This is a genomic window from Devosia sp. Leaf64 (assembly GCF_001421945.1).
Taxonomy (GTDB): Bacteria; Pseudomonadota; Alphaproteobacteria; order Rhizobiales; family Devosiaceae; genus Devosia.
In genome coordinates, this window is record NZ_LMLO01000018.1 from 125,075 (window position 1) to 146,738 (window position 21,664).

Here is a 21,664-nt window from a genome sequence, read left to right on the forward strand (position 1 = left end):
CGTTCGATTATTCTGTAAATACTTGTTCTGGATTGACTGTCTTTCAGTCAATTCGTTTGCAAATCGCAGTTTCGGGGAGGGAACAGCGATGCGGGCGCCGATTGGTTTCCGGATATCCAACCGCAGGAAATCGCTGGGCATTTCCCAGGCGGCTCTGGCGCGTCTCGCCGGCATTTCGCCGAGCTATCTCAACCTGATCGAAAACAACAAACGCGATGTCGGCGGCATCTTGCTGCAGCGGATCGCTCAGCAATTGCGCATCGAGATTGCCGATCTCACGGGCGACGACGAACAGAAGCTGCTGCAGGACCTGGAAGAGGCCTATGCGGATCCGGTGGTCGAGTCGCTGCGCTTCCAGCCCGAGGAACGCCGCCATCTCGTCGCGCAATATCCGGCGAGCGCTGCAGCGATTGCGCGGCTACATCGCGCCTATACTGGCGCCGTCGCCAATGCCGATATCTATGCCGACCGCCTGCGGTCTGACCCACTGCTCAGCCAGCTTCTGCACCAGATCCTGTCCGGCATTACCGCCGTTCGCTCGAGCGCCGAAATTCTCGAAGATGTGCCCGATCTCGACGATGCCGAGCGCAAACGCTTCGTCGACGCTATTGGGCGCGAGGCGCGGGCGCTCAGCGATGTGGCGCGGAGCCTCATCGGCCAGTTCGAAAGCAGCAGCAAGGTGATGGGCAAGGCTTCGGCTTTGCGCGAGATCGACGATCTCATCATCGAGCAGGAGAACTATTTTCCGACCCTTGAAGCTGTTGCGGCGGACCTGCGGTGGGAGTTGGAAAGCGAAGGTATATTCGGTCCCGCGCTACTCGTCGAAACGCTGGAACGCCGCTTTGGCGTCACGACCCGGATCGGCGGCGATAGCGGTGTTGCCGAATTTCCGGGTCAGTATCGCTTCGATTCCAGCGCTCGGGTCATGTGGTTTCAGGGCTCGACCACGCTCGCAACGCGCCAGTTCCAACTTGCTCGACTGCTCGGCGAACTGAGCGCCGCCGACGTGCTGCGCGAAACGCTCGATGCGGCCATGCTGACCCGTCCGACGACGCGACGCCTGGCAGCGCGGGCGCTGGGCTCCTATCTCGCTGGGGCCATCGCTTTTCCCTATGGGGCGTTTCACGAAGCGGCCGAAACGTTGGCCTACGACATCGACCAACTCCGGCAGACATTTAACGGCAGCTTCGAACAGGTGGCGCATCGGCTGGTTTCCCTGCGCAAGCCGGGCCAGGAGGGCGTTCCTTTCGGGTTCCTTCGGTCCGACCCTGCCGGGCGCCTCACCAAGCATTTTCCTCTGCCGGGCCTATTGCTGCCGAACTCTGGCCATGCCTGTCCGCTCTGGCCGATCTATAGCGCCTTTCGTCACCCCGAGACCCTCCAGCGCCAGGTGGTTCAGTTCACCGATCGCTCGCGCTATCTCTTCCTCGCCCGCTCTCTGCAGCGCCGCGCGGGCGCATTCCAGGAACCAGCGACCCATATCTCTATTATGCTCGCCTGCGATGTGCTCCACGCCGATCGCACGGTCTATGCGCGCGGCCTCGATCTCGCCTACCAGTCGGCCGATTTGCCGGTCGGTCCGACCTGCCGGCTCTGCACGCGAAAGAGCTGTCCGGCGCGGCAGGAGGAGATGCTGACGCCGGGCGAACAGCGCTCGGCAACGCGCCAGCCGCTGATCCCGCAAGAATTCGGCCTTGGCGATTCCGGCTGATTGCGCTTTAGTGACGCAGCTTGCGGAGGGGAGACCGCAGGCGAGGGGGGAGATTTGGCTATCGATATCCTGATTGCTGAGGATGAACCGTCGATTCTTGAATCGCTGGATTTCATCCTGCGTCGTGCCGGATGGAGCATCAGTTCGGTCACCGATGGCGACGCCGTGCTCGATGTCGTGCGGCGGCTGCGACCGCGCATGCTGGTGCTCGATGTGATGCTGCCCAAGCGCAGCGGTTTCGACATTCTGAAGCATCTACGCGCCGATGCGGACACAGCAAACTTGCCCGTCCTGATCCTCACCGCCAAGGGCCAGCAGCAGGATCGACGCACAGCCGAAGAACTCGGCGCCAATGGATTCGTGACAAAACCCTATTCCAATGCCGAGGTGGTGGGCGCGGTGCGCAGCCTTCTGGGTGAAGATGCCCGACCGGCATAGGATCGTCGGCGGCATGTTCCTGCTGACGGCAGGCGGGCTGTTGTTGCTCGTGCCGCCGCTGGTGCATGTCTTCAATCACGACATTGCCGTCTTTGGCGTACCGCAGATCGTTTTCTACCTTTTCGGCGTCTGGCTGGCGCTCATCGCAGGCACCGCCTGGCTGACCAACCGCATCCCAGCTGAGCCGCGGCAAGAGGAGGGCGAGGGGTAATGCTGTCGGCCGATTTCGTCATTGCGACCGCGATCGGCTATGTCTGTCTGCTCTTCGTTCTCGCCTATATCGGCGACCGCCGCGCCCGCATCAATCAGCGCTCCTGGCTCCATTCGCCCGCGGTCTATACGCTCTCGATCTCGGTCTACTGCACCAGTTGGACTTTTTACGGTGCCGTGGGAAATGCTGCTCGTAGTGGATTGGAGTTCCTCACGATTTACCTTGGACCAACCATAGTCTTCGTCGGTTGGTATTTCCTCCTCCGCCGCCTCGTCCGGATCGGCCATCTCTACCGCATTACGTCGGTAGCTGACCTCCTGTCGTCCCGTTTCGGCAAGTCGAGCCGGCTCGGCGTGCTGGTCACCTGCATCGCCGTCATCGGCATCGCGCCCTATATCGCGCTGCAGTTGAAGGCCGTCACCTCGTCGATCCAGGCGGTCGCCGGCTCCTCCGAGTTCGGCCAGGGTAGCCTCCGCGGCATCGACGATGTCGGCCTCGCGTTAGGCGTCGCCGCCGGCATGGCGCTCTTCACCATTCTTTTCGGTACGCGCCATGTCGATGCAAAGGAGCAGCACCATGGCGTCGTCGCCGCCATCGCTTTCGAGGCCGTCGTAAAACTCGCGGCGCTCGTCGCCGTCGGCATTTTCGTCCTCTATATCGGCGGCGGCTTCGAAGGCATTTTTAGCCAGGCGGCAGCGCGAGGCGTCGTGGTCGACACCTCGGCAAGCTTCGACAGCCGCTGGATGACCACGCTCGTCCTCTCCATCGCCGCCATAGTCTGCCTGCCGCGCCAGTTCCAGGTGACGGTCGTCGAGAACTCGAACGAAAACCATCTTCGCGTCGCCGGCTGGGCCTTCCCTGCCTACATGTTCCTCATGAGCATCTTCATCCTGCCCATCGCCATCTATGGGCTGACGGTGATGCCGGCCGATGCCAATCCCGACATGTTCGCGCTGACCCTGCCATTGGCTGCGGGCCAGAACGGTCTTGCGCTCTTTGCCTTCATCGGCGGCTTTTCCTCGGCCACCTCGATGATCATTCTCGAATCCATCGCGCTCTCGATCATGGTCTCGAACCACATCATCATGCCGCTGGTGCTGCGCTTCAGCCGCCCACAATTCGGGGAAGGCCAAGGCATGAGCCGCACGCTGCTTGTGGCCCGGCGCTTCTCGATCATGCTGATCCTCTCGCTCGGATTTTTCTATTTCTTCTTCACCCGCGACTCCAACGCGCTGGCGCCGATCGGCCTTATCTCCTTCACCGCCATCGCCCAGTTTTTCCCCGCGCTCCTCGCCGCCATCTTCTGGCGCGAGGCATCGCTGAAAGCCGTTACGGCCGCGATCTTGGCCGGTTTCGTCACCTGGGCCTGGTGCTGCTTCCTGCCGTCTTTCGAATCCGTTTCGCCTGCCGTCTCCCAGCTTCTGGCCGACGGTCCCGCGGGCATTTCCTGGCTACGGCCCGAGGCCATGTTTGGCCTAGACGGTTGGGACCCGCTCGCCCACGCCGCCTTCTGGAGTCTTTCGGTCAATGTGCTGACGCTGACCCTCGGCTCGCTGCTGACAACGCCTTCTGCCCTTGAACGCATCCAGGCGGCAGCCTTTGTCGATGTCTTCAAGCGCCCGAGCCTCGCTTTGCGCGGCGTTGCGCCGGGCTCTGCCACCGCAACCGATCTCTATTTCGTCGCCGAACGCGTCCTCGGCGAGCGCCGCGCTGCCGCGCTCTTTGAAGTCGCGGCGCGTGAGCGTGGCGTCGACCCGGTCCTTCTCGAACCGACGCCCGAATTCGTCGGCCGCCTCGAGCGCGAATTGGCCGGTTCGATCGGCGCGGCCTCAGCCCATGTCATGCTTTCAAAAGTTGTCGCTGGAGCAGATGTGTCGCTCGAAGAGATGATGCAGATGGCCGACGAAACGCAGCAGGCCATCGAATATTCCCAGGAGTTGGAGCGCACCTCGGCCGAACTCCGCATGACCGCACAAAAGCTCGAAGACGCCAATCAGCAGCTCCGCCAGCTCGATAGCCAGAAGGATGAATTCTTGAGCCAGGTCAGCCACGAGGTCCGAACCCCGATGACCTCCATCCGCTCCTTCTCGGAAATCCTGCTCGATGGCGATCAGCTCGACGACACCCAGCGCCAACGCTTCGTTTCGACGATCCATCAGGAAAGCCTGCGGCTTACCAAACTTCTCGACGAAATCCTCGATCTCTCGGCGCTCGAACGGGGTGAAAAGAACTGGACGAGCCAGGCCGTCGATGCCGACGCCGTGCTCGACCGTGCCATTTCGGTTTGTGACGCGCTGTTGCGCAAAAGGACCATTCGTCTTGACCACGGCCCGCGCGCCGGTCGCACCATGATCGAGGGTGATCCCGATCGGCTCTGTCAGGTCTTCATCAACCTGATTTCAAATGCCGTGAAATACAACACCTCGTCCGATCCCGTCGTCCGCATCAGCTCGGCCCTGCGCGCCGGAAATTTCGTCGCCGAAGTGGCCGACAATGGCCCCGGCATCGCCAAGGGCGAGCGCAAGCTGATCTTCGAAAAATTCTCGCGTGGCCGGCGCGGCGCTGCCGATCAGACAGGGGCGGGCCTGGGCCTCGCCATCAGCCGCCAGATCGTCAAGCGCATGAACGGCACGCTTGATCTCGCGCCCAGCACCTTGCCCGGCGCCTGCTTCCGCCTGCGCCTGCCAGTCATCCGCCGCTAGAGCCCATGCCCTTCGTCGGGAATGTTGAGAAGATGTCCGCACGCCTTGCAGTGCACCGCGTCCGGCTCATGCTTGGTCAGCCCACATTGTGGACAGGGAAAATGCACCTTGGCCGGCCGGAAAATGAGCTGCGCCAGCCGCACGAAGAGCGAAATGCCCATGATCATGATGACGATGGATACAAGTTTGCCAAACGTGCCGGGCAGGGTGAGGTCGCCAAACCCCGTCGTCGTCATGGCCGTGACGGTGAAGTAGAGCGCGTCGACATAGCCCGAAATGCCGGATTTTTCACCGACAAAAGCCGTGTAGACGAACCCTGTCACGACGAAAATGAACACCAAGAGGTTGATGACCGCCTGGATGGTTTCCTTATACCCATCAAGCCCGCGCTTGCTCAGCGGCCGCCAGATCAACGGCGATTTGCTCAGCGTCCAAAGCCTCAGAATTCGGAGAAAACCGAGATTGAAGAGCCAGGTGGGCGCGAGCAGCGTGATCAGGATAAAAATGTCGATGACGACGGGAAGCTGACGAATCCAGCGCGGAATATCGTTGGTCGCCAAGGCCCGCGCGCACAATTCGATGAACACCAGCGCAGCGATCGAATAATCGATCCAGAGAAAATATTCGCGCCCCTTCAGCAAGGGACTCGCGATGAAAAACGCGATGATGGCGAGGTCGACGACAAGGATCGTCGCCTGGAAGCGCAAGGCGGCCGGTTGCTGGCTGTGATACAAAATCCGGAGTTTTGAGCGCAGCCGCGGCAACCAGCCCATCTGCGTGTCGTCTTGGGCCGCGTCTGGTTTGGAGGCAGTCAGAATTCACCTCACGGACCACTCGGCCCTTGGTTGATTGAAATGCTTCTTAGCAAATGCCCCAAGGCATGGAAACTCGGGCCATTGCCTCACGCACCTGAAGGTTGCCCCGCTCCGCTTGTCGCGCTATGAGCAGCGCCACCCCAGCGCTGGCGGGTTTTGGCCGGCAGAAGGAGTGCCATGAAGCTGGCTTTCGTCATCCCGGCCTATAACGAAGAGGCCCTGATCGGAAAGTGCCTGGAATCGGTTCTGGCCGAAATCAAGCGCTCCGGCGTTCCTGCCGATGTGATCGTGGTCAACAATGCCTCGACCGACCGGACCGGCGAAATCGCCCGCAGCTTTGCTGGCGTCCGCGTCGTGGATGAACCCAAAAAGGGCCTCGTCAATGCGCGCGACGCAGGCTTTGCCGCCAGCGAAGGCTTTGACCTCATCGCCAATATCGACAGCGATACGATCGTGCCCGAAGGCTGGCTGACGACGGTCATGCGCGAGTTCGAGAAGGACGCAAAGCTCGTCTGCCTTAGCGGCCCCTATGTCTATTATGACATGGCCCCGCACAACCGGCTCATGATCGAGATGTTCTATGGCCTGACCTACGTGATTTACCTGCTCAATCGCTTTGTGCTGCGGGTTGGGTCGGTAGTGCAGGGCGGCAATTTCGTCTTCAAGCGCGAAGCCTGGGTCAAGGTCGGCGGCTATGACCGGACCATCGAGTTTTTTGGCGAAGACACCGATGTGGCCGTGCGTCTTTCTCGCGTTGGCGGGGTCAAGTGGCTCACGAGCTTCAAGATGAAGACCACAGGCCGTCGTCTCGAAAAAGAAGGCGTATTCCAGACCGCCGCGACCTATACGCTCAATTTCTTCTGGGTCACCTTCCGCGGTAAGCCCGCGACCATGGAATACAAGGACGTCCGCAAGGATTGACCCTCTGAGGAAACCTCGGTCTTCCACATTTTAGAGAATCATCGATAGGATCGATCTTGGCCGCATTTGGCGGCCAGGATGCGTTACGGATGTCGATTGCCTCGCAGTTCCCCGTCGTATCACCGGCCCAATCAGGCTCGGCCCTCCGTGCGCTCGCGCTGGCACCGGGGCAGGTGATCGAGGGGCGCGTGCTTGGCGCCGGGCAGGGCGGCGCAACGCTCGTCCAGATTGGCCGCCAGCCCATGGCCCTGTCACTGCCCGGGGGCGCGACGCCCGGCAGCATCCTCACGCTCAGCGTCCAGCAGACCGAAGGCCAGTTGCGCCTCGCGCTGGTGTCGAGCCGTCCACCGCCCACGACGCCCGCGCCCCAGGCTCCCGCAACCAGCGTCGAAATCGCTCAGCGCCCAGTCGTTCAGGGCCCGATCACCTATAGCCCGCCAAGCCTGACGCCGAGCGGCGGCAGCTCTTCGCCTGTCATCGCAGCGCCGATCACTGCCCAGCCTACACCCGCTGCTCCGCAGCCAGTGGCCCAACCCGCCATCGGCTCGCCAATGGCTACGCAGCCCGTCGCGCCAGGCATTCAGCAACGGCCGGGCGGTGCGCCTTATGGCATGCCGCAGATGACCGGGGCCCAACAGACCCCGGCGCCTGCCGCCCAACCGGGCCCGCAGGCGTCTCTCCTCGCCCAGATGGTCCAGCAGTCGCTCCCGATTCAAGGCAGCATCGGCGCGGTCACCAGTCTTCTGGTCGCGGTCGCCGGCAAGACCGCCTTGCCCGAGCCTGTGCTGAAAGCTGCGCGGCAAATTCTCGGCAATCAGTTGGACAGTGCCGGCAAGCTGGATGGCGCCACCCTTAAGGCCGCGATCCGCAATTCGGGCATTTTCCAGGAGGCGCAATTGGGCCAGGGCGCGCCGGGCGCGGCCGCGACCGATACGAAATCGAGCCTTATGGCCATGCGTCACGGGCTGGGGCAGTGGCTCGGCAACCAGGCGCAGATCGCGCCGGCAACGCAGATCCCGCCGCCCCTCAAGCATGTCTTGCCCCGCGCGCGTCTCCCCGAGGCTTTGCCCGATGAGCTTCCCGATGATGGCGAAGCGCTGGGCAAACTGCTCCTCGAGCGCACCGAAGGCGCTTTGGCTCGGGTCCGGCTGCATCAGCACGCTTCGCTGCCGGACGGCCAGAAGGCCGGCGATACGCAATGGAGCCTCGATTTGCCCGTGCTGGTCGGCCAGCAACAGGCCGTTTTGCAGCTTCAGATCCACCACGAAGGCAGCGGCAGCGACACGCGCAGCGAAGATCGCGGCTGGCAGGTGCAGTTCGCGATTAACTTGCCCGCTCTCGGCGAGGTCGGCGCGCAGATTTCCCTGCGTGGCCAGACGACCGGCATCCTGCTGTGGGCCGAAAACCGCGAAACCGCCAAGATCTTTTCCGAGACCATCGAGGAACTGCGCACAACGCTTGAAGCAGCGGGCCTATACCCCGGGGCGCTCGTCGTGCGCAGCGGTGCGCCCGCGGAAGACCCGACCGATCCCCGTCTCGGCCATTCTGTGGATGCCAGAGGATGAGCGAAGACCCCAAAACCCGCCAACTCGCCGTCGCCCTCCAATATGAAAAAGGCACGGACCACGCGCCCCGCGTCGTCGCCAAGGGAAGAGGGCTGATCGCGGAGCAGATCGTCGCACTCGCGGAAGAAAACGACATCGTCATCGAATCCAATCCGCTCCTCGCCGAAGCCCTCAGCCATGTCGAGGTCGACGACAGCATCCCCATCGAACTCTACGAGACCGTTGCCGCCGTCATCGGCTTTGTCCTCAAGCAAAATGCCAAGGCTCCGGCCCCCGCTAAGACGTCCTGAATTCGGCGTGATCGCGCTCTGCGCCATTGCGCCTCATCGTGCGGCTTCCCATGTCAATTTTGAAAGGGAGTTGATCATGCTGAGACAGGAAGACGAACGCGCCATCGAAGACCTCTTCGAACGCCTGCGTAATGTGGAGCGTAATAGCGCTGCGCGCGACGCCGATGCCGAGCAGCTGATCCGCCAGCGGCTCGCGGAAAATCCGACCGCTGCCTATTTCATGGCCCAGACGATCATCGTGCAGGAAGCAGCTCTGCGCGAGGCCCAACAGAAAATCGAACAGCTCGAATCAAAGCAAAGCCAGGGCGGTTTTCCCGGCGGGATCTTTGGTGGCGATCGCCCCGCGCAGGCGCAGACCTCGCAAGGTGGACCCTGGGGCCGGTCGGACGATCCGCGAGATGATCTCCGCCGCTCCCGCGGCAATGGCGGCTTTTTGGCTGGCGCTGCCCAGACCGCGCTCGGGGTCACGGGTGGCCTGCTGCTTGGCAGCATGCTGACCGGTCTCTTCACCGGCGATGCGCAGGCCGGGGAGGCACCGCCACCGGAGGATGCGCCTGAAGACCAAGGCTATGACGATGGCGGTGACATGGGCGACGATTTCGACGTCGGTGGTGACTTCTAGAGGCTAGTTCGTCCGCTTCTCGTAGAACTCGTTGCCGCCCGCTTCGAGCACGTAAAACATATTGTTGTATGGGAAACGGAGGCCCGCCGTGTGGAAATGCTGCGCATTCTGCACGCCGGGATGCCGCGCCCCATGCAGCACCTGATCGGCGACCTGCGCCGCGAGCACAGCGCCGCTATCGGTCATGGGCTTGGTTAGTACACCCTGCGCAAACTGGTTCTTTTGCCCGACAACGCCGCAGACATTTTTAGGATAGCGCGGGTCGTTCAGCCGGTTCATCACCACCGTTCCCACCGCAAGCATGCCTTCGGAGCTGGAGCGATTGGATTCGAAATACATGGCGCGCATCATGCATTCCTTCTCGCTCATCTGCGCCATGCCGAAATTGATGCCGAGAAAGCTGCAGCCCCCGAGACTGGTGGCGACAATCGCGACGGCTGACAATTTGATGGCGAGGCGAGCAAAAAGGGCCACGGTGCATCTCCGGAGTGTTGCCGAGTTGCGGCTTTCCCCGAAAATGCTCCGACAGCCCTAAGGAAGGTTTGACCGGTTTGGTAAAGAAACTCTTAGCGCCGACGGAAGAGCAAGGTGGTCAGCAAAAGCGTGGTGCCGAGAACCGCGATCACCGGCACTGGGTCGCGCTGCACAGCCTTCGCACTCTCCATGGCCTTGCGGCTTGCAACACCGGCAATCCACGCGCCTTGCTTGGCAGCATCGCGGCCCCATTCGGCGACCACGTCACCGACATCATCTGCGACTTCACTGGCATTATGCGACAGAGACCGTGCATTGCCGGACAGCGAACGGCCGAGATGGCGCGTCTGGCGACGCAGGTCATGCAGTTGTGCAGCAATCTGATCGAGTGGATCCTGACGGCGGCGGCGGGACGGGAACAGTTCTTCAAGAAGCATGGCTTACTCCATCTTTCGCGAGGGAACGCCACGTGCCGCGCGGAAGTTCCGTCCACCGTTTAACCAAGATTAATCTCTAGAGTTTGTTTCGAGAATGGCACTACCCGTTTCGGGATCGAGGCCTACATAAAGCAAGTCATCTAGCGCAGGAACGGAACGACAGATTGATGGAAACCAAGAGCGCCCGACGTCTCAACCGACTGTTCGATAGACTGGAGCGGAAAATACCGGCCAAGGCTGCCGGTTTGCTACAGCGTATCCGCCGGCCGGAGGCGCGCTTGATCCGCATCCCGCTCGGCATTCTGCTGGTCCTCGGCGGCATTTTCAGCTTCCTGCCGGTGCTTGGTATCTGGATGCTGCCGCTCGGCCTCCTGATCCTCGCGATCGACCTCATCTTCCTGCAAGGCCCGGTCAATCACGCCATCCTGCGCGGCGGCCGCCACTACACCAATTGGAGCCGCAAGCGCCGCGACAAGAAGGCCATGCCTAAGGCGTGAGATCGATGAGGCCGTCGGCATAGGCGGCCTCGATCAAATCTACAGCCTCGGCCAGTTTCTCGTCGATGATATGGAGATACTGCGTCCAGTCCTCGATCTTGCTGATCGTCTCTGTCCCGTCCGAAATGCCGCGAAGAGCTAGGAGCGGCACCCCAAAAGACTGGCAAGCGCGCTTGACCGCAAAGGTCTCCATATCGACCATGTCCTCGACGATGGCGTCATAGGCCGGTCCCGTAACCACATTGCCACCGGTTGAAAGCGTCGCTGCTGTAAGGCCCGGCAGGGCAGGGACCAGAGGCAGCGTTGCGGGCAGGTCTGTCAGCGGCGTTATTCCTTTGGCAAATCCCAGCGCCGAAGCATCCATGTCGCGATAGGACACAGAAATCGCCTGATAGACGGCACACTGCTCAAGCCTGTTTGAGCCTGCCGAGCCCAGACTGACAACGAGCTTTGGCAGGTTCTCGGCCCGTCGCGCCAGGGCGCGGGTCGTCGCCACCGCGGCCTCGACAGGACCAATCCCGATCATTTCCGGCTGGATGCGTGCGGCCAGATGTGGCCCGAATTCGGCCTTTGCGGCCATGAGATAGAGAATGGACATGCCGCCTTCTAGCATGGCTGCCATGCCGCTCAAGCTCTAGGCGTTACCGCTTATGTAACGGAATGATGACATATTGAATTGGTCGCCGCCCGATAGGCGATCCAACCAGGCAGATTGAAAGTGCGGTTCGCAGTCATCCAGGGCTCAAGAGAATGGACCGAGGCAATGCCGGAGCGCGCTGCCGCTCCTCAGGGCCTTGTGGTGGAAGATGTTCAGGCCGAAGCGCGCCGTCGCCTCCGATGCCTCAAGATCGAAGAGTGGCGGCTGCGCGAATTCGTCACCGGCACGCCAGTGCCCGACCATGTCAGCCACCTGGCTTTGCAGATCGAATTCGCCGCCCAGGCCATCGGCCGTCTCTCGCCAATCCCGTCGGACTATGCCGACGACGTCTATTGGCCCCGCATCTGGTAAAATAGAACAGGCGGCGCGAGATCCGCAGCGCCTGCTAAAATTTCAAAACACCTGAAGAATCAGGCGGCCTTCTTGACCCGCGGCGCGCGCTTGCGGGGCGGCTTGATCGTGGCGGCTGCTTCGGAAGCCAGTGCGGCGACAGCCTTGAACCAATAGGCCTGATCCTGCCCCTCGGGGCGGCCATCCGCGTTCCAGAGGTCATAGGCCTTGCGCTCGATCTGTTCGTGCATTCTCAGCTCCGGTGAAATGTAACTGATCGGTAGCGTGAGCCCGCAAGGTTAAGGTCAGGCTAATTCTTCGGTTTGCGAGCAGTATTGGGGCCCTGCGCAAGACGCATGGAACCGCTCAAGGCAGTTTAGACCAACAAAGATTATAGGGATCCGAATGGTGATCTCGACGGGATTCGAACCCATGACCCCCGGATTAGGAATCCGGTGCTCTATCCTGCTGAGCTACGAGACCAGCCGATTTCGACCTACCAGCCGGGCCGGCAACATGCAAGATGGCAGCCATGAGCACGTTCATCACCTATCCCGATCCCCGCCTTAGCGAGGCTGCAACGCCCCAGCCCGTCGACGCCGCCCTCCGCGCCATCGGCCAGCGGCTGCTCGCTGCTGGAACTGAGGCCAAGGCCTATGGCCTCGCCGCAGCCCACATTGGCGAAGTAGCCCCGATCGCACTGGTGAGCATCAGCGAACCCGACAAACGGGACTATCGTCTCCTCTATAATCCCACGGTCGTTTCATCCGCCCAAGAACAGGAAATCGGCACCGAAGGCTCGGTCTCGCTCCCCGGCATCGAGGTTGACGTGCTCCGGGCGCGCGCCGTCGAAATCACCTTCGACGACGAAAATGGCATTCGCCATACCCTCTCGCTTTCGGGCTTTGCCGCCCGCGTCGCCCAGCACGAAATCGATCAGGTCAACGGCGTCTTCTTCCTCAGCCGGGTGTCCCGTCTCAAGCGCGATGCGGCTCTCAAGCGTTTTGCCAAGCTCGGGCGCCGGGCGGGTTGATCCCCTTGCACGGCTCCGTTAAACGGGACGCACTGAACACAAGGAATTTTCAATGCGCGCGGAAATCGAAAAGACCGTCGCCGAAATCGAGCAGGTTCTGACCCTGCTGAGGAGGCATCTTTGACTGGGATACTGCACAACTCCGTCTCGACGCGCTGACAGCGCAAACTGAATCCCCCGACTTCTGGAACGATCCGGAAAAAGCGCGCGTCACCATGCGCGAGCGCGACGAACTCGATGTGGCGGTCAAGACCGTGCGCGAGCTCGAATCCGGCATTCGTGACAATGTCGAATTGATCGAACTCGGCGATGCCGAGGGCGACGCCGATATCGTGCGCGATGCCGAACAGGCGCTGATCGAACTCAAGCAATCGGCTCGCCGCCGGCAGATCGAAACGCTGCTTTCCGGCGAAGTCGATGCCAATGACTGCTATGTCGAAATCCACTCCGGCGCCGGTGGCACCGAGAGCCAGGATTGGGCCAACATGCTGCTGCGCATGTATACCCGCTGGGCTGAACGCCGGAAAATGAAGGTCGAAGTGCTCGAAATGCACGACGGCGAAGAAGCCGGCATCAAGTCCGCGACCATCCAGATCAAGGGCCACAATGCCTATGGCTGGCTCAAGACTGAGAGCGGCGTGCATCGCCTCGTCCGCATCAGCCCCTACGATTCGGCCGCGCGTCGACACACCAGCTTCTCGAGCTGCTGGGTCTATCCGGTGATCGATGATTCCATCGATATCGAAATCCGCGAAGCCGACCTCAAGGTCGACACCTATCGCGCTTCGGGCGCCGGTGGTCAGCACGTCAACACGACCGACTCCGCCATCCGCATCACCCACGTGCCCTCGGGCATCATCGTGGCGTGCCAGCAGGAACGCAGCCAGCACAAGAACCGTGCAACGGCCATGGCCATGCTGAAATCCCGTCTCTACGAGATGGAAATGCAGAAGCGCGAAGAAGCGGCAAACGCTCAGGCGGCCAACAAGACCGATATCGGCTGGGGCCACCAGATCCGATCCTACGTCTTGCAGCCCTATCAGATGGTCAAGGACCTCCGCACCAGCGTCGAAAGCGGCCAGCCTTCAGTGGTGCTCGACGGCGACCTCGACCAGTTCATGGAAGCGGCGCTTGCGCAGCGCGTTGGCGTCGCAACGGACGTGGCCAGCGAATAAAAAGTTTGGGAGGCTACGGACTCCCATTTTTTAACTGTCGTACGATGCTGAAACCTAACCCAGCACCGCAACCAACCGCTTCCCAGCGTCCAAAAACGCCTTGGGATTGATCGCCTCATCGGCCTTGCGGATTTCAAAATGCAGATGCGGCCCCGTCGAACGTCCCGTCGACCCGACTTTGGCGATGGGCGTCCCGGTATCGACCTTCTGGCCTTCTTGCGACAAATAACCGCTCAAATGCGCATAGCGAGTGAGCAGCCCATTCGCATGCGTCACCTCGACAACCATGCCATAGCCTGATCGCGTCCCGACATAGGTGACCACTCCGGCCGCAGCGCTCAGCACAGTCGTGCCTGTCGGCGCGGAGAAGTCGATGCCGGAGTGAAACGCCCGTGATCCCGTGAATGGATCGCGGCGATTGCCGAAGTTCGAACTTTGCCGGAACGTGCCGCTGATCGGCATATGTACCGGCGCATCATCGAGCGTTTCCCGCGCCATCTTGTAGCGCATCAGGGCCGACATGACCTCGTTGGCATCTTCAAGCATCGGCGTACCGGCCAGATCATCGCGCGCTGGCAGCAAAGGACCACCCATCGCTTCGTCATCGGCATCGGGCAGCGTCACCGGAATACCAAGCTGGCGCATCTCGGTGGCTATTTCGTCTGCGCGGGTCGAGGCGACCTGGGCAATGCCATCCATCGCCATTTGTGTCTCGCCCATCATTCGCTCGATGCTGAGCGCCGTCGCATCCACATCGGGATTGCCGGTCAGGCTCGCCAAGTCGGCCGATTGTGGAGCAGCCGGCGGCGCGATATCCGCGGCCGCAATGCCCAGCGCATCGGCTTTTTCCACCAAGACCTTGACCAGCTGGTGCTGCTCGAACAGCACTTCCTGCTGCTGCGATAGCTCCTGGAGCTGCAAGTTGATATCGCCCGTCTGGGCGAAGCTGCGCGAGTGGAGCCGGTCGATTTCGACCCGCATCTGCGCGATACGATCCTCATAGGCGCCGATCACTTCATCGGTCCGGCCATTGAGCATCCGCGTGATATCTGGGGAGAGATAGAGCGCTGTGCCGGCAAAGACATTGCCGCCGAACAGCACGGCAAACATGCCGTAAAACAGGGCAGGGTGGATGCCGCGCACCGGCGCTTTAGCTTTGTTTCCGCGGTTTCCGAAGCCGGCTTTCCCTACCACTTTGCGCCCCTCGCACTGCCACCTTATGGTAAGCAGACTATGAGCGCTCATGGTTAAGAAACCCCGAAAGATGGGGGTTTTCAGGCAGATGCCGTTTTTTCACGTAAGGCTTCGAGGACTTTTGCGGCATGTCCCTTGATGCGCGCGGCGCGGATGATCCGCTCGATTTTGCCGTCGGTGCCGATGATGAAACTGGTACGGATGAGCCCCATGAACTCCCGCCCATAAAGCTTCTTGAGCTGCCAGAGCCCGTAGGCTTCGATCGCTTGCCGCTCGGGATCGGCAACGAGCGGGATCCGCAGGTCATACTTGGCGCGAAATTTCTGGTGCTTGGCGATGTCGTCGGGCGAAATCCCCTGCAACACGGCGCCCGCCGCTTCATACTCGTCGAGCAGGTTGGAAAACTCGACATTCTCGTCGGTGCAGCCGCCGGAATCATCCTCGGGATAAAAGAACAGAACAACGCGCTTTCCCCGGTGCGCCGAAAGCGTGAACACGCTGCCATCGTCGCGCGGCAAGGTGAAGTCCGGGGCAAGGTCGCCTTGGTTCAGATGTGTCATCGTGGGTCTCCCAAGTCCCTGATCCAATAGAGGGTGTCGGCGCCACATTCCAGCCGGTATCATTGTGCAATTGCAGCCCGGCGGGTGAATGATTCTGTGAGGAATTCTGCGGTATTGTAGGTTTCCTCAAGCTGGATAGACGTGAGCGAGTGACAATTCCGGCCGATCAGCCCGCACCATCACTGACATCTACCCCTCCGCCTGCGCGCTCTCGCCGGCTGCTCAAAATACTGGGCTGGATCTTTGGCGGCTTCTTTGCGCTGCTTCTGGTTCTCTATCTCGTCCTTCTGGTCACCCCGATCCGTCTGCCATTCTCCGGCGATACCGTGCGGAACGTGGTTCAATCCATGTTGCCCCCGACGTCGAAACTCGAAATGGGCGATCTCTCGATTGCCGTTGAAAGTGGCGTCTGGCCGGTCGTCCGCTTTTCTCCCGTCGTGCTCGACGATACCCAGTCGGGCGCGCAAATCGCGATGGATGCGCTGGAGGTCGGCTTCTCCCCGCTCCGCGCGCTGATGGGGCAGCCGGGGGCCTCGGTCACAGTCGTCGGCCCGCATCTCCAATTGGTTCAGGATCTTCATGGGCCGCGCCTCGGCCATATGGAGCTCGTCGAAAACGCCGATGGCAGCGTCCCGACCCTCCGGGTGCTCGAGGGCGATCAGGCCTATTCACCCATCGGCATTGGCGAGAAGGGACTGGCTCTGGGCGCTGACGGCACCAAGCTGCGCTCCGACAACGATTGGCTCGTCTATAATCTTGAATCGACCGAGGTTGCGCTCAGCGACTTCGTCAAGATGAGCACGCAAGGCCAATTCTCCAAACTGATCGTGCGCGACGCGACCATCGACATGACCGATTCTGTCTATGGGCTCTATCGGCGCTTTGATCAGGTCGATCTCGAAATCGGCCCATCAGCGGACGGCAAGCAAACCGCGGGCACGTTTGCCGCCCAAGTCGGCGGCCGTCAGGTCTCCGGCACGATCGATCGTATCCTAGCTGATGATGGTACCTCCCGGCTCAAGGTCGATGTTCTCAATCTCGACTTCGCAGCGCTTCTGCCCTTCATCGACGACGCAACCAGCATGGCCGCGATGCGCGGCGCCGGCGCGCTTTCGATCGACATTGGCTTCGACCCGGCCGGTGGCAAGCTTGTCGATGGCCAGTTTCGCATCGATTTGACGGGCGTCGATCTGCGCATCGGTACGGATTATTTCCCCGTCGCCAGCTCGATCATGGAAATCGATTGGAGCCCCGAGACTGGCCAATTCGAATTGGCCGATTCCGCCATCCAGATCGGCCAGAGCGATGCGCGGATTTCCGGCACCTTCGCCATGGGGCTCGACGCCACTTATGGCCCGACCATCGGCATGTCGATCAAGGCGACCGATGTAACCCTTCACCCCAACGATATGGCCGCGCCCGAGTTGCCATTCGAGACCATGGACTTTTCCGGCTGGTCCGCACCGCTCTATGGCGCCTTGGGCATCGATCGCTTCGTGGCGCGAAAGGGCGACGCGATCATCGAGAGCAAGGGCCGCATGGACATGCTCCAGGCCGGCCTTTCCGCCAAGATCAGCGTGGCCGGTAAGGGCGTCAGCGCCGACGATATCAAGCGCATCTGGCCCTATTTCATGGGCCAGGAAAGCCGAGACTGGTTCGTCGCCAATGTCACCAATGGCCAGGTCGTCGAAGCGCGGCTCAATTTTGACTTCCCGGTCGGTTCGCTTGGACCTAATGCCGAAGGCAAGCCGCTACCCGATGGCGCCATGCAGATCGACATGACCGGCCAGAACGTCGCCGTGCGCGCCACCGAGGCCATGGACCCAATCAAGATCGACGGCATTACGCGCCTCCAGATCGACGATTCCAAGGTCACCATCTCGGCCGAAGGCGGCAACGTCGATACGGCCGAAGGCACGATCGATGTCCGCCGCCCCGCGATGATCTTTGACAGCTCTTCCCCTGATGACAGCATTTTCGAAGTTTCCGGCAATCTCTCCGCGCCCATTCCGGCGCTGCTGGCCATCACCAAGCAGTTGCAGCCCGATGCGTTGGCGCAAGTCGAATTGCCGATCGATCCGGCAACGCTGACCGGTACTGTCGATCTGGGTCTCGTCGCCACCATTGGCCTTGCCAATGAGGACACCGGCAAGCCGATGGAAATCGACTATGTCGTCAACGGCACCGTCGCCAATTTCGCCAGCAGCGCTCCGATCCAGGATCGCACCATTGCCAATGGCCAATTGAGCTTCTCCGCGACCCAAGAGGGTTATCATCTCGGGGGCTCAGCTGACATCGACGGCATGGAAGCCGAGCTATCTGTTGACGGCACACCGACGACCGACCCCGCGTTCAAGCTCGGTGCCACCGTCGAGGTCGCCGATCTTGCCGCCTTCGGCTTCGATGCCTCGTCCTTCCTGTCGGGAAGCCTTCGCTTCATCGCCGAACCCGCCGCTGACGGCAGCATCAAGATTTCTGCCGATCTTGCCGATGCCGGCCTCGACTTCAAGGATGTCGGCATCCGCAAAAGCGCCGGCACCCCGGGCAGCGTCGCCGCCACTGTCCGCCCGGACGGCGACGTCACCCATCTCGAAGACATCGCCGTCGGCTTCGGCTCCGTCCAACTGGCCGGCAAGGCGGATTACAGCACCAAGGATGGCCTCGTCCTCGCCGAGTTCAGTAAGGTCGCCTTGAGCGAAGGTGACAATGCCCAGGTGGCCCTCAAACCCGCCAATGGCGGTTTCGACGTGCAGATCCGCGGTGCCCAACTCGATTTGAAACCTGTCCTCAGCCAGTTCTTCAGCCTCGGGCAGGGCAGTGGCGGCGTACGCACCACGCAGATCAACCAAGCGCTCAGTCTCGACGTCAAACTCGACCGGGCGCTGGGCTACTATGCGACGACCGCCTTCAACGTCGATCTCAAACTCAGCCTTCGCGGCTCCAACCTCCGCCGTGCGACGCTCTCGGCCCAATTCAGCGAAGGCAACGCCCTTTCGGTCACCACCAATCCTGCGCCCAAGGGCCGCACGATGACCGTGGCCTTCAACGATGCTGGCACCGTCCTCCGCTTCCTCGGGGTCTATTCTCAGCTTGCCGGCGGCACCGGCAGCCTCGTCCTCACCACCGACAGCGACGCCGATGCCGAAGGCGGGCGCCTGTTGATGAGAAATTTCGCCATCGTCGACGAAGCCAATGTCGCCCAGGTGCTCGGTAACCATTCTGATTCCCGCGCCGCCATCGCGCGCAACAACCGGCTCGATTTCGAAGCCGGCGAGATCGACTTCATCCGCCGTAGCGATCGTGTCGAAGTCACCCGCGGCATTCTCTCCGGCCCAACGGTCGGCGGCACCATGCGCGGCTTCATCTATACCGATAAGCGCCAATACGATCTGACCGGCACCTATGTGCCGCTGTTCGGCCTCAACAACGCCTTCCAGCAGATCCCGCTACTCGGGCCGCTCCTCGGCGGCCGCGATGGCGAGGGCCTTGTCGGCGTCACCTTCGCCGTGCGCGGCCCGCTCGAGCAGCCACAGTTCCAGATCAACCCGCTCTCGCTGCTGCTCCCCGGCGCCTTCCGCGAGCTCTTCGAGTTCCGCGCCAACGAACTCCCGCAGCAATAAAAAAGGCGCCGCACCGAGGTGCGACGCCCAAATCCGAACCCACCCCTTCGTCGTCACCACCGGGACAAGCCCGGTGGTGACGATTGGGCGGGGGCTGGGTGAATCAGATCGGCTTGATCAGCGCATGCCGCTTCTTGCCGACCGAAAGCTTGATGACGCCTTCGTCGAGCAAGGCATTGTCGCCGAGGCTGAGCTTGTCATCGTCGACCGTCGCGTCATTGACCTTCACGGCTCCTGAGGCGACGTGACGGCGGGCTTCGCCGTTGGAAGCCGCGAGACCAGCCTTCACCAGCGCGTTCAAAATGCCGATGCCCGAAGCGAGCTCAGCATGAGTCACCTCGGCCGTCGGCAAGGACAGATCGATGGCCCCCGACTCGAAGGTCGCCAGCGCGGTTGCCGCTGCCTGGATCGCCGCATCCCGTCCGTGAACGATCGCGGTGATTTCGGTCGCGAGGATCTTCTTGGCCTCGTTGATCTCATTGCCGCCAAGCGCGCCGATGCGTTCGATTTCCGAAAGCGGCAGGCGCGTGAAAATCTTGAGGAATTTCACCACGTCGGCGTCTTCGGTATTCCGGAAATATTGCCAGAAATCATAGGGCGAGAAGAGATCGCCATTGAGCCAAACGGCGCCGGAGGCCGACTTGCCCATTTTCTCGCCGGACGACTTGGTGAGCAGCGGCGTCGTCAGCGCGTAGAGCTGCGGCCCGCCCATGCGATGGCTGAGGTCGACACCGTTGATGATGTTGCCCCACTGGTCCGATCCACCCATCTGCAACACGGTGCCATAGCGCCGGTTGAGTTCGGTGAAGTCGTAGCCCTGCATGATCATGTAGTTGAATTCGAGGAAGCTCAGCGACTGCTCGCGATCGAGCCGCAGCTTAACCGAATCGAAGGAGAGCATGCGATTGACCGAGAAGTGTCGGCCGACATCGCGCAGGAACTCGATGTAATTGAGCTTTAGCAGCCAATCGGCATTGTTCACCATCATGGCGGGGTTGGAGCCGCCATAGTTGAGGATATTGCCGTAGACGCGCTTGATGCTCTCGATATTGGTCTCGATCTGCTCGACCGTAAGCAGCTTGCGCTGATCGTCGCGGAAGGACGGATCGCCCACCATAGATGTGCCGCCCCCCATCAGGCTGATCGCCTGGTGACCGGTTTCCTGCAGCCAGTAGAGCATGGTGACGGTGATCAGATTGCCGATATGGATCGAGGTCGCCGTCGCGTCGTAGCCGACATAGCCGGTGATCTTCTGCGTCGCCGCGAGTTGATCAAGCCCTTCGGGATCGGAAATCTGATGGATGAAACCGCGCTCATCGAGGACGCGGAGGAAGTCGGATTTGTATTTGGTCATTGGTGCGATCCGGAAATGTCGTGTTCTTCGCCGCGTCGGTCCATTTTCCGCTGCGTCATCCCCGCGCAAGCGGGGATCTCATGCGATGCGACAGGAGATTCCCGCTTGCGCGGGGATGACGTCGTGAATGTCTGGGCGCGGTAGTGAATGACCGCCCGAAAATGCGCTCTCTTTAGCGCCCGCCGCCGTCCGCGATCTCCTGACGGCGACGGTCGAGATACTCCGCGCAGGCCGTCGTCAGTTCATCCACCTTACCTTCGTAGAAGTGGTTGGCTCCTTCAACGATCTGCTGTTCGATGGTGATGCCCTTCTGCGTCTTGAGCTTATCCACCAGCTTCTGAACCGATTGCGGCGGCGCCACGCGGTCCTTGTCGCCATGGATGATCAGGCCCGACGACGGGCAGGGGGCGAGGAACGAGAAGTCATAGAGGTTTTCCGGCGGCGACACCGAAATAAAGCCTTCGACTTCCGGGCGGCGCATCAGGAGTTGCATGCCGATCCAGGCGCCGAACGAGAAGCCGGCGATCCAGCAGCCACGCGACTCGCGGTTGATGATCTGCAGCCAATCGAGCGCGGCAGCCGCGTCCGAAAGCTCACCGATCCCGTGATCGAAGACGCCCTGCGAACGGCCGACGCCGCGCGAATTGAAGCGCAGGACCGAAAAGCCGCGCTGAGCGAACATATAGAAGAGATTGTAGACGATCTGATTGTTCATCGTCCCGCCGAACTGCGGGTGCGGATGCAAAACGATGGCGATCGGCGCGTTCGGTTCCTTGCCCGGCTGGTACCGGCCTTCGAGGCGCCCCTCGGGGCCATTGAAGATAACTTCAGGCATGGTGTTTTCTGGCCTTTTTCGGCTCTGTCACTAAGCTGATCCGACTGGTCAGGAAATCGTCTGCGCCGCTTGACTATGGGCGGGACGATCCCTAAAACATGGGTCGAAAAAACCAGTTTAGAATGGTTCGAAATTCGGTTTTTGGCCGCGAGCGGCCACGTTGAGCGCCCCTTGTAATGAAAGTGGGCGGCAAATTTCAAGAAGTGTTTGGTTTCCGGGCCT

The 21,664-nt window shown here is 61.3% G+C and carries 21 protein-coding genes, 1 tRNA gene and 1 pseudogene; 13 read left to right on the plus strand and 10 right to left on the minus strand.

Annotation, left to right across the window (positions count from 1 at the left end):
• The first annotated feature begins 88 nt into the window (after nt 1-88).
• Genes ASE94_RS09765 through ASE94_RS09780 form a run of 4 tightly spaced genes read left to right on the plus strand, consistent with a single transcriptional unit; the run spans nt 89 to nt 5,062 of the window.
• Nucleotides 89-1,711: an XRE family transcriptional regulator gene (locus ASE94_RS09765; protein ID WP_062630251.1), complete on the plus strand. Its 1,623-nt coding sequence runs from the start codon at nt 89-91 to the stop codon at nt 1,709-1,711.
• A gap of 54 nt (nt 1,712-1,765) precedes the next feature.
• The gene (locus tag ASE94_RS09770) at nt 1,766-2,149 is read left to right on the plus strand and encodes a response regulator (protein ID WP_061907334.1); all 384 of its coding nucleotides are present in this window, start codon (nt 1,766-1,768) and stop codon (nt 2,147-2,149) included.
• 13 nt (nt 2,150-2,162) lie between these two features.
• Complete coding sequence (locus ASE94_RS09775) at nt 2,163-2,360, plus strand: hypothetical protein (RefSeq protein ID WP_156352096.1); 198 nt, start codon at nt 2,163-2,165, stop codon at nt 2,358-2,360.
• Nucleotides 2,360-5,062 carry a sensor histidine kinase gene (locus ASE94_RS09780; protein WP_062630253.1) on the plus strand — a complete coding sequence of 901 codons (2,703 nt, stop codon included), beginning with the start codon at nt 2,360-2,362 and terminating at the stop codon, nt 5,060-5,062. Before ASE94_RS09775 ends, ASE94_RS09780 begins: the two co-directional genes overlap by 1 nt.
• On the opposite strand, the gene ASE94_RS09785 is transcribed toward ASE94_RS09780, so the two are convergent.
• Nucleotides 5,059-5,835, minus strand: a complete 777-nt coding sequence (locus ASE94_RS09785) for an ion channel (RefSeq protein WP_156352097.1) — start codon at nt 5,833-5,835, stop codon at nt 5,059-5,061. The genes ASE94_RS09780 and ASE94_RS09785 overlap by 4 nt on opposite strands.
• A 219-nt stretch (nt 5,836-6,054) precedes the next feature.
• On the opposite strand from ASE94_RS09785, the gene ASE94_RS09790 reads away from it, so the two are divergent.
• The 4 genes from ASE94_RS09790 (at nt 6,055) to ASE94_RS09805 (ending at nt 9,275) form a co-directional block, all read left to right on the plus strand.
• A complete protein-coding gene (locus tag ASE94_RS09790; protein WP_062630255.1) occupies nt 6,055-6,798 on the plus strand; it encodes a glycosyltransferase family 2 protein in 744 nt (247 codons plus the stop codon).
• A gap of 56 nt (nt 6,799-6,854) precedes the next feature.
• The gene (locus tag ASE94_RS09795) at nt 6,855-8,363 is read left to right on the plus strand and encodes a flagellar hook-length control protein FliK (protein ID WP_156352098.1); all 1,509 of its coding nucleotides are present in this window, start codon (nt 6,855-6,857) and stop codon (nt 8,361-8,363) included.
• Nucleotides 8,360-8,653 (plus strand): EscU/YscU/HrcU family type III secretion system export apparatus switch protein, encoded by a 294-nt coding sequence (locus tag ASE94_RS09800; protein WP_061907328.1) that lies wholly within the window; start codon nt 8,360-8,362, stop codon nt 8,651-8,653. The genes ASE94_RS09795 and ASE94_RS09800 overlap by 4 nt, the downstream gene beginning before the upstream one ends.
• Nucleotides 8,654-8,729: 76 nt before the next feature.
• The gene (locus tag ASE94_RS09805; protein ID WP_082461164.1) at nt 8,730-9,275 is read left to right on the plus strand and encodes a DUF2076 family protein; all 546 of its coding nucleotides are present in this window, start codon (nt 8,730-8,732) and stop codon (nt 9,273-9,275) included.
• A gap of 9 nt (nt 9,276-9,284) precedes the next feature.
• Here the strand turns inward: ASE94_RS09805 and ASE94_RS09810 are convergent.
• Nucleotides 9,285-9,641: pseudogene (locus tag ASE94_RS09810) on the minus strand (cell wall hydrolase); the annotation flags it as partial.
• Nucleotides 9,642-9,841: 200 nt separating this feature from the next.
• A complete protein-coding gene (locus ASE94_RS09815) occupies nt 9,842-10,186 on the minus strand; it encodes a hypothetical protein (protein ID WP_061907325.1) in 345 nt (114 codons plus the stop codon).
• A 167-nt stretch (nt 10,187-10,353) separates the two neighbouring features.
• Between ASE94_RS09815 and ASE94_RS09820 the strand changes: the two genes are divergently transcribed.
• The gene (locus ASE94_RS09820; protein ID WP_061907324.1) at nt 10,354-10,683 is read left to right on the plus strand and encodes a hypothetical protein; all 330 of its coding nucleotides are present in this window, start codon (nt 10,354-10,356) and stop codon (nt 10,681-10,683) included.
• Here the strand turns inward: ASE94_RS09820 and ASE94_RS09825 are convergent.
• A complete protein-coding gene (locus ASE94_RS09825; RefSeq protein WP_062630454.1) occupies nt 10,673-11,305 on the minus strand; it encodes a 5'-methylthioadenosine/S-adenosylhomocysteine nucleosidase in 633 nt (210 codons plus the stop codon). The genes ASE94_RS09820 and ASE94_RS09825 overlap by 11 nt on opposite strands.
• A 141-nt stretch (nt 11,306-11,446) precedes the next feature.
• Between ASE94_RS09825 and ASE94_RS09830 the strand changes: the two genes are divergently transcribed.
• Nucleotides 11,447-11,692, plus strand: coding sequence for a hypothetical protein (locus ASE94_RS09830; RefSeq protein WP_061907322.1), 246 nt, complete (start codon nt 11,447-11,449; stop codon nt 11,690-11,692).
• 59 nt (nt 11,693-11,751) lie between these two features.
• On the opposite strand, the gene ASE94_RS20645 is transcribed toward ASE94_RS09830, so the two are convergent.
• Together ASE94_RS20645 and ASE94_RS09835 are read right to left on the minus strand one after the other, a co-directional pair.
• Entirely contained in the window at nt 11,752-11,922 is a 171-nt protein-coding gene (locus tag ASE94_RS20645) for a DUF2934 domain-containing protein (RefSeq protein WP_082461139.1), read from the minus strand.
• Nucleotides 11,923-12,077: 155 nt separating this feature from the next.
• Nucleotides 12,078-12,154, minus strand: a tRNA-Arg gene (locus tag ASE94_RS09835).
• A 49-nt stretch (nt 12,155-12,203) separates the two neighbouring features.
• Here ASE94_RS09835 and ASE94_RS09840 point away from each other — a divergent pair.
• Both ASE94_RS09840 and prfB read left to right on the plus strand, forming a co-directional pair.
• Nucleotides 12,204-12,704 carry a peptide deformylase gene (locus ASE94_RS09840; RefSeq protein WP_162236078.1) on the plus strand — a complete coding sequence of 167 codons (501 nt, stop codon included), beginning with the start codon at nt 12,204-12,206 and terminating at the stop codon, nt 12,702-12,704.
• A gap of 52 nt (nt 12,705-12,756) precedes the next feature.
• Nucleotides 12,757-13,879 (plus strand): peptide chain release factor 2 gene (gene prfB, locus ASE94_RS09845; RefSeq protein ID WP_156352099.1). Its coding sequence is split into 2 segments (ribosomal slippage): nt 12,757-12,825 and nt 12,827-13,879, totalling 1,122 coding nucleotides; the frame shifts between segments, so codons are not numbered across the junction.
• Nucleotides 13,880-13,933: 54 nt separating this feature from the next.
• Here the strand turns inward: prfB and ASE94_RS09850 are convergent.
• Both ASE94_RS09850 and ASE94_RS09855 read right to left on the minus strand, forming a co-directional pair.
• Complete coding sequence (locus tag ASE94_RS09850) at nt 13,934-15,022, minus strand: peptidoglycan DD-metalloendopeptidase family protein (protein WP_162236079.1); 1,089 nt, start codon at nt 15,020-15,022, stop codon at nt 13,934-13,936.
• Nucleotides 15,023-15,153: 131 nt separating this feature from the next.
• Entirely contained in the window at nt 15,154-15,633 is a 480-nt protein-coding gene (locus ASE94_RS09855; RefSeq protein WP_062630260.1) for a peroxiredoxin, read from the minus strand.
• 149 nt (nt 15,634-15,782) lie between these two features.
• On the opposite strand from ASE94_RS09855, the gene ASE94_RS09860 reads away from it, so the two are divergent.
• Nucleotides 15,783-19,253, plus strand: coding sequence for a DUF3971 domain-containing protein (locus ASE94_RS09860; protein ID WP_062630261.1), 3,471 nt, complete (start codon nt 15,783-15,785; stop codon nt 19,251-19,253).
• Nucleotides 19,254-19,356: 103 nt separating this feature from the next.
• Here ASE94_RS09860 and tyrS read toward each other — a convergent pair whose 3' ends face one another.
• The gene (gene tyrS, locus ASE94_RS09865; RefSeq protein WP_062630262.1) at nt 19,357-20,607 is read right to left on the minus strand and encodes a tyrosine--tRNA ligase; all 1,251 of its coding nucleotides are present in this window, start codon (nt 20,605-20,607) and stop codon (nt 19,357-19,359) included.
• 172 nt (nt 20,608-20,779) lie between these two features.
• Nucleotides 20,780-21,442: an alpha/beta hydrolase gene (locus ASE94_RS09870; protein WP_062630263.1), complete on the minus strand. Its 663-nt coding sequence runs from the start codon at nt 21,440-21,442 to the stop codon at nt 20,780-20,782.
• Nucleotides 21,443-21,664: the final 222 nt, after the last annotated feature.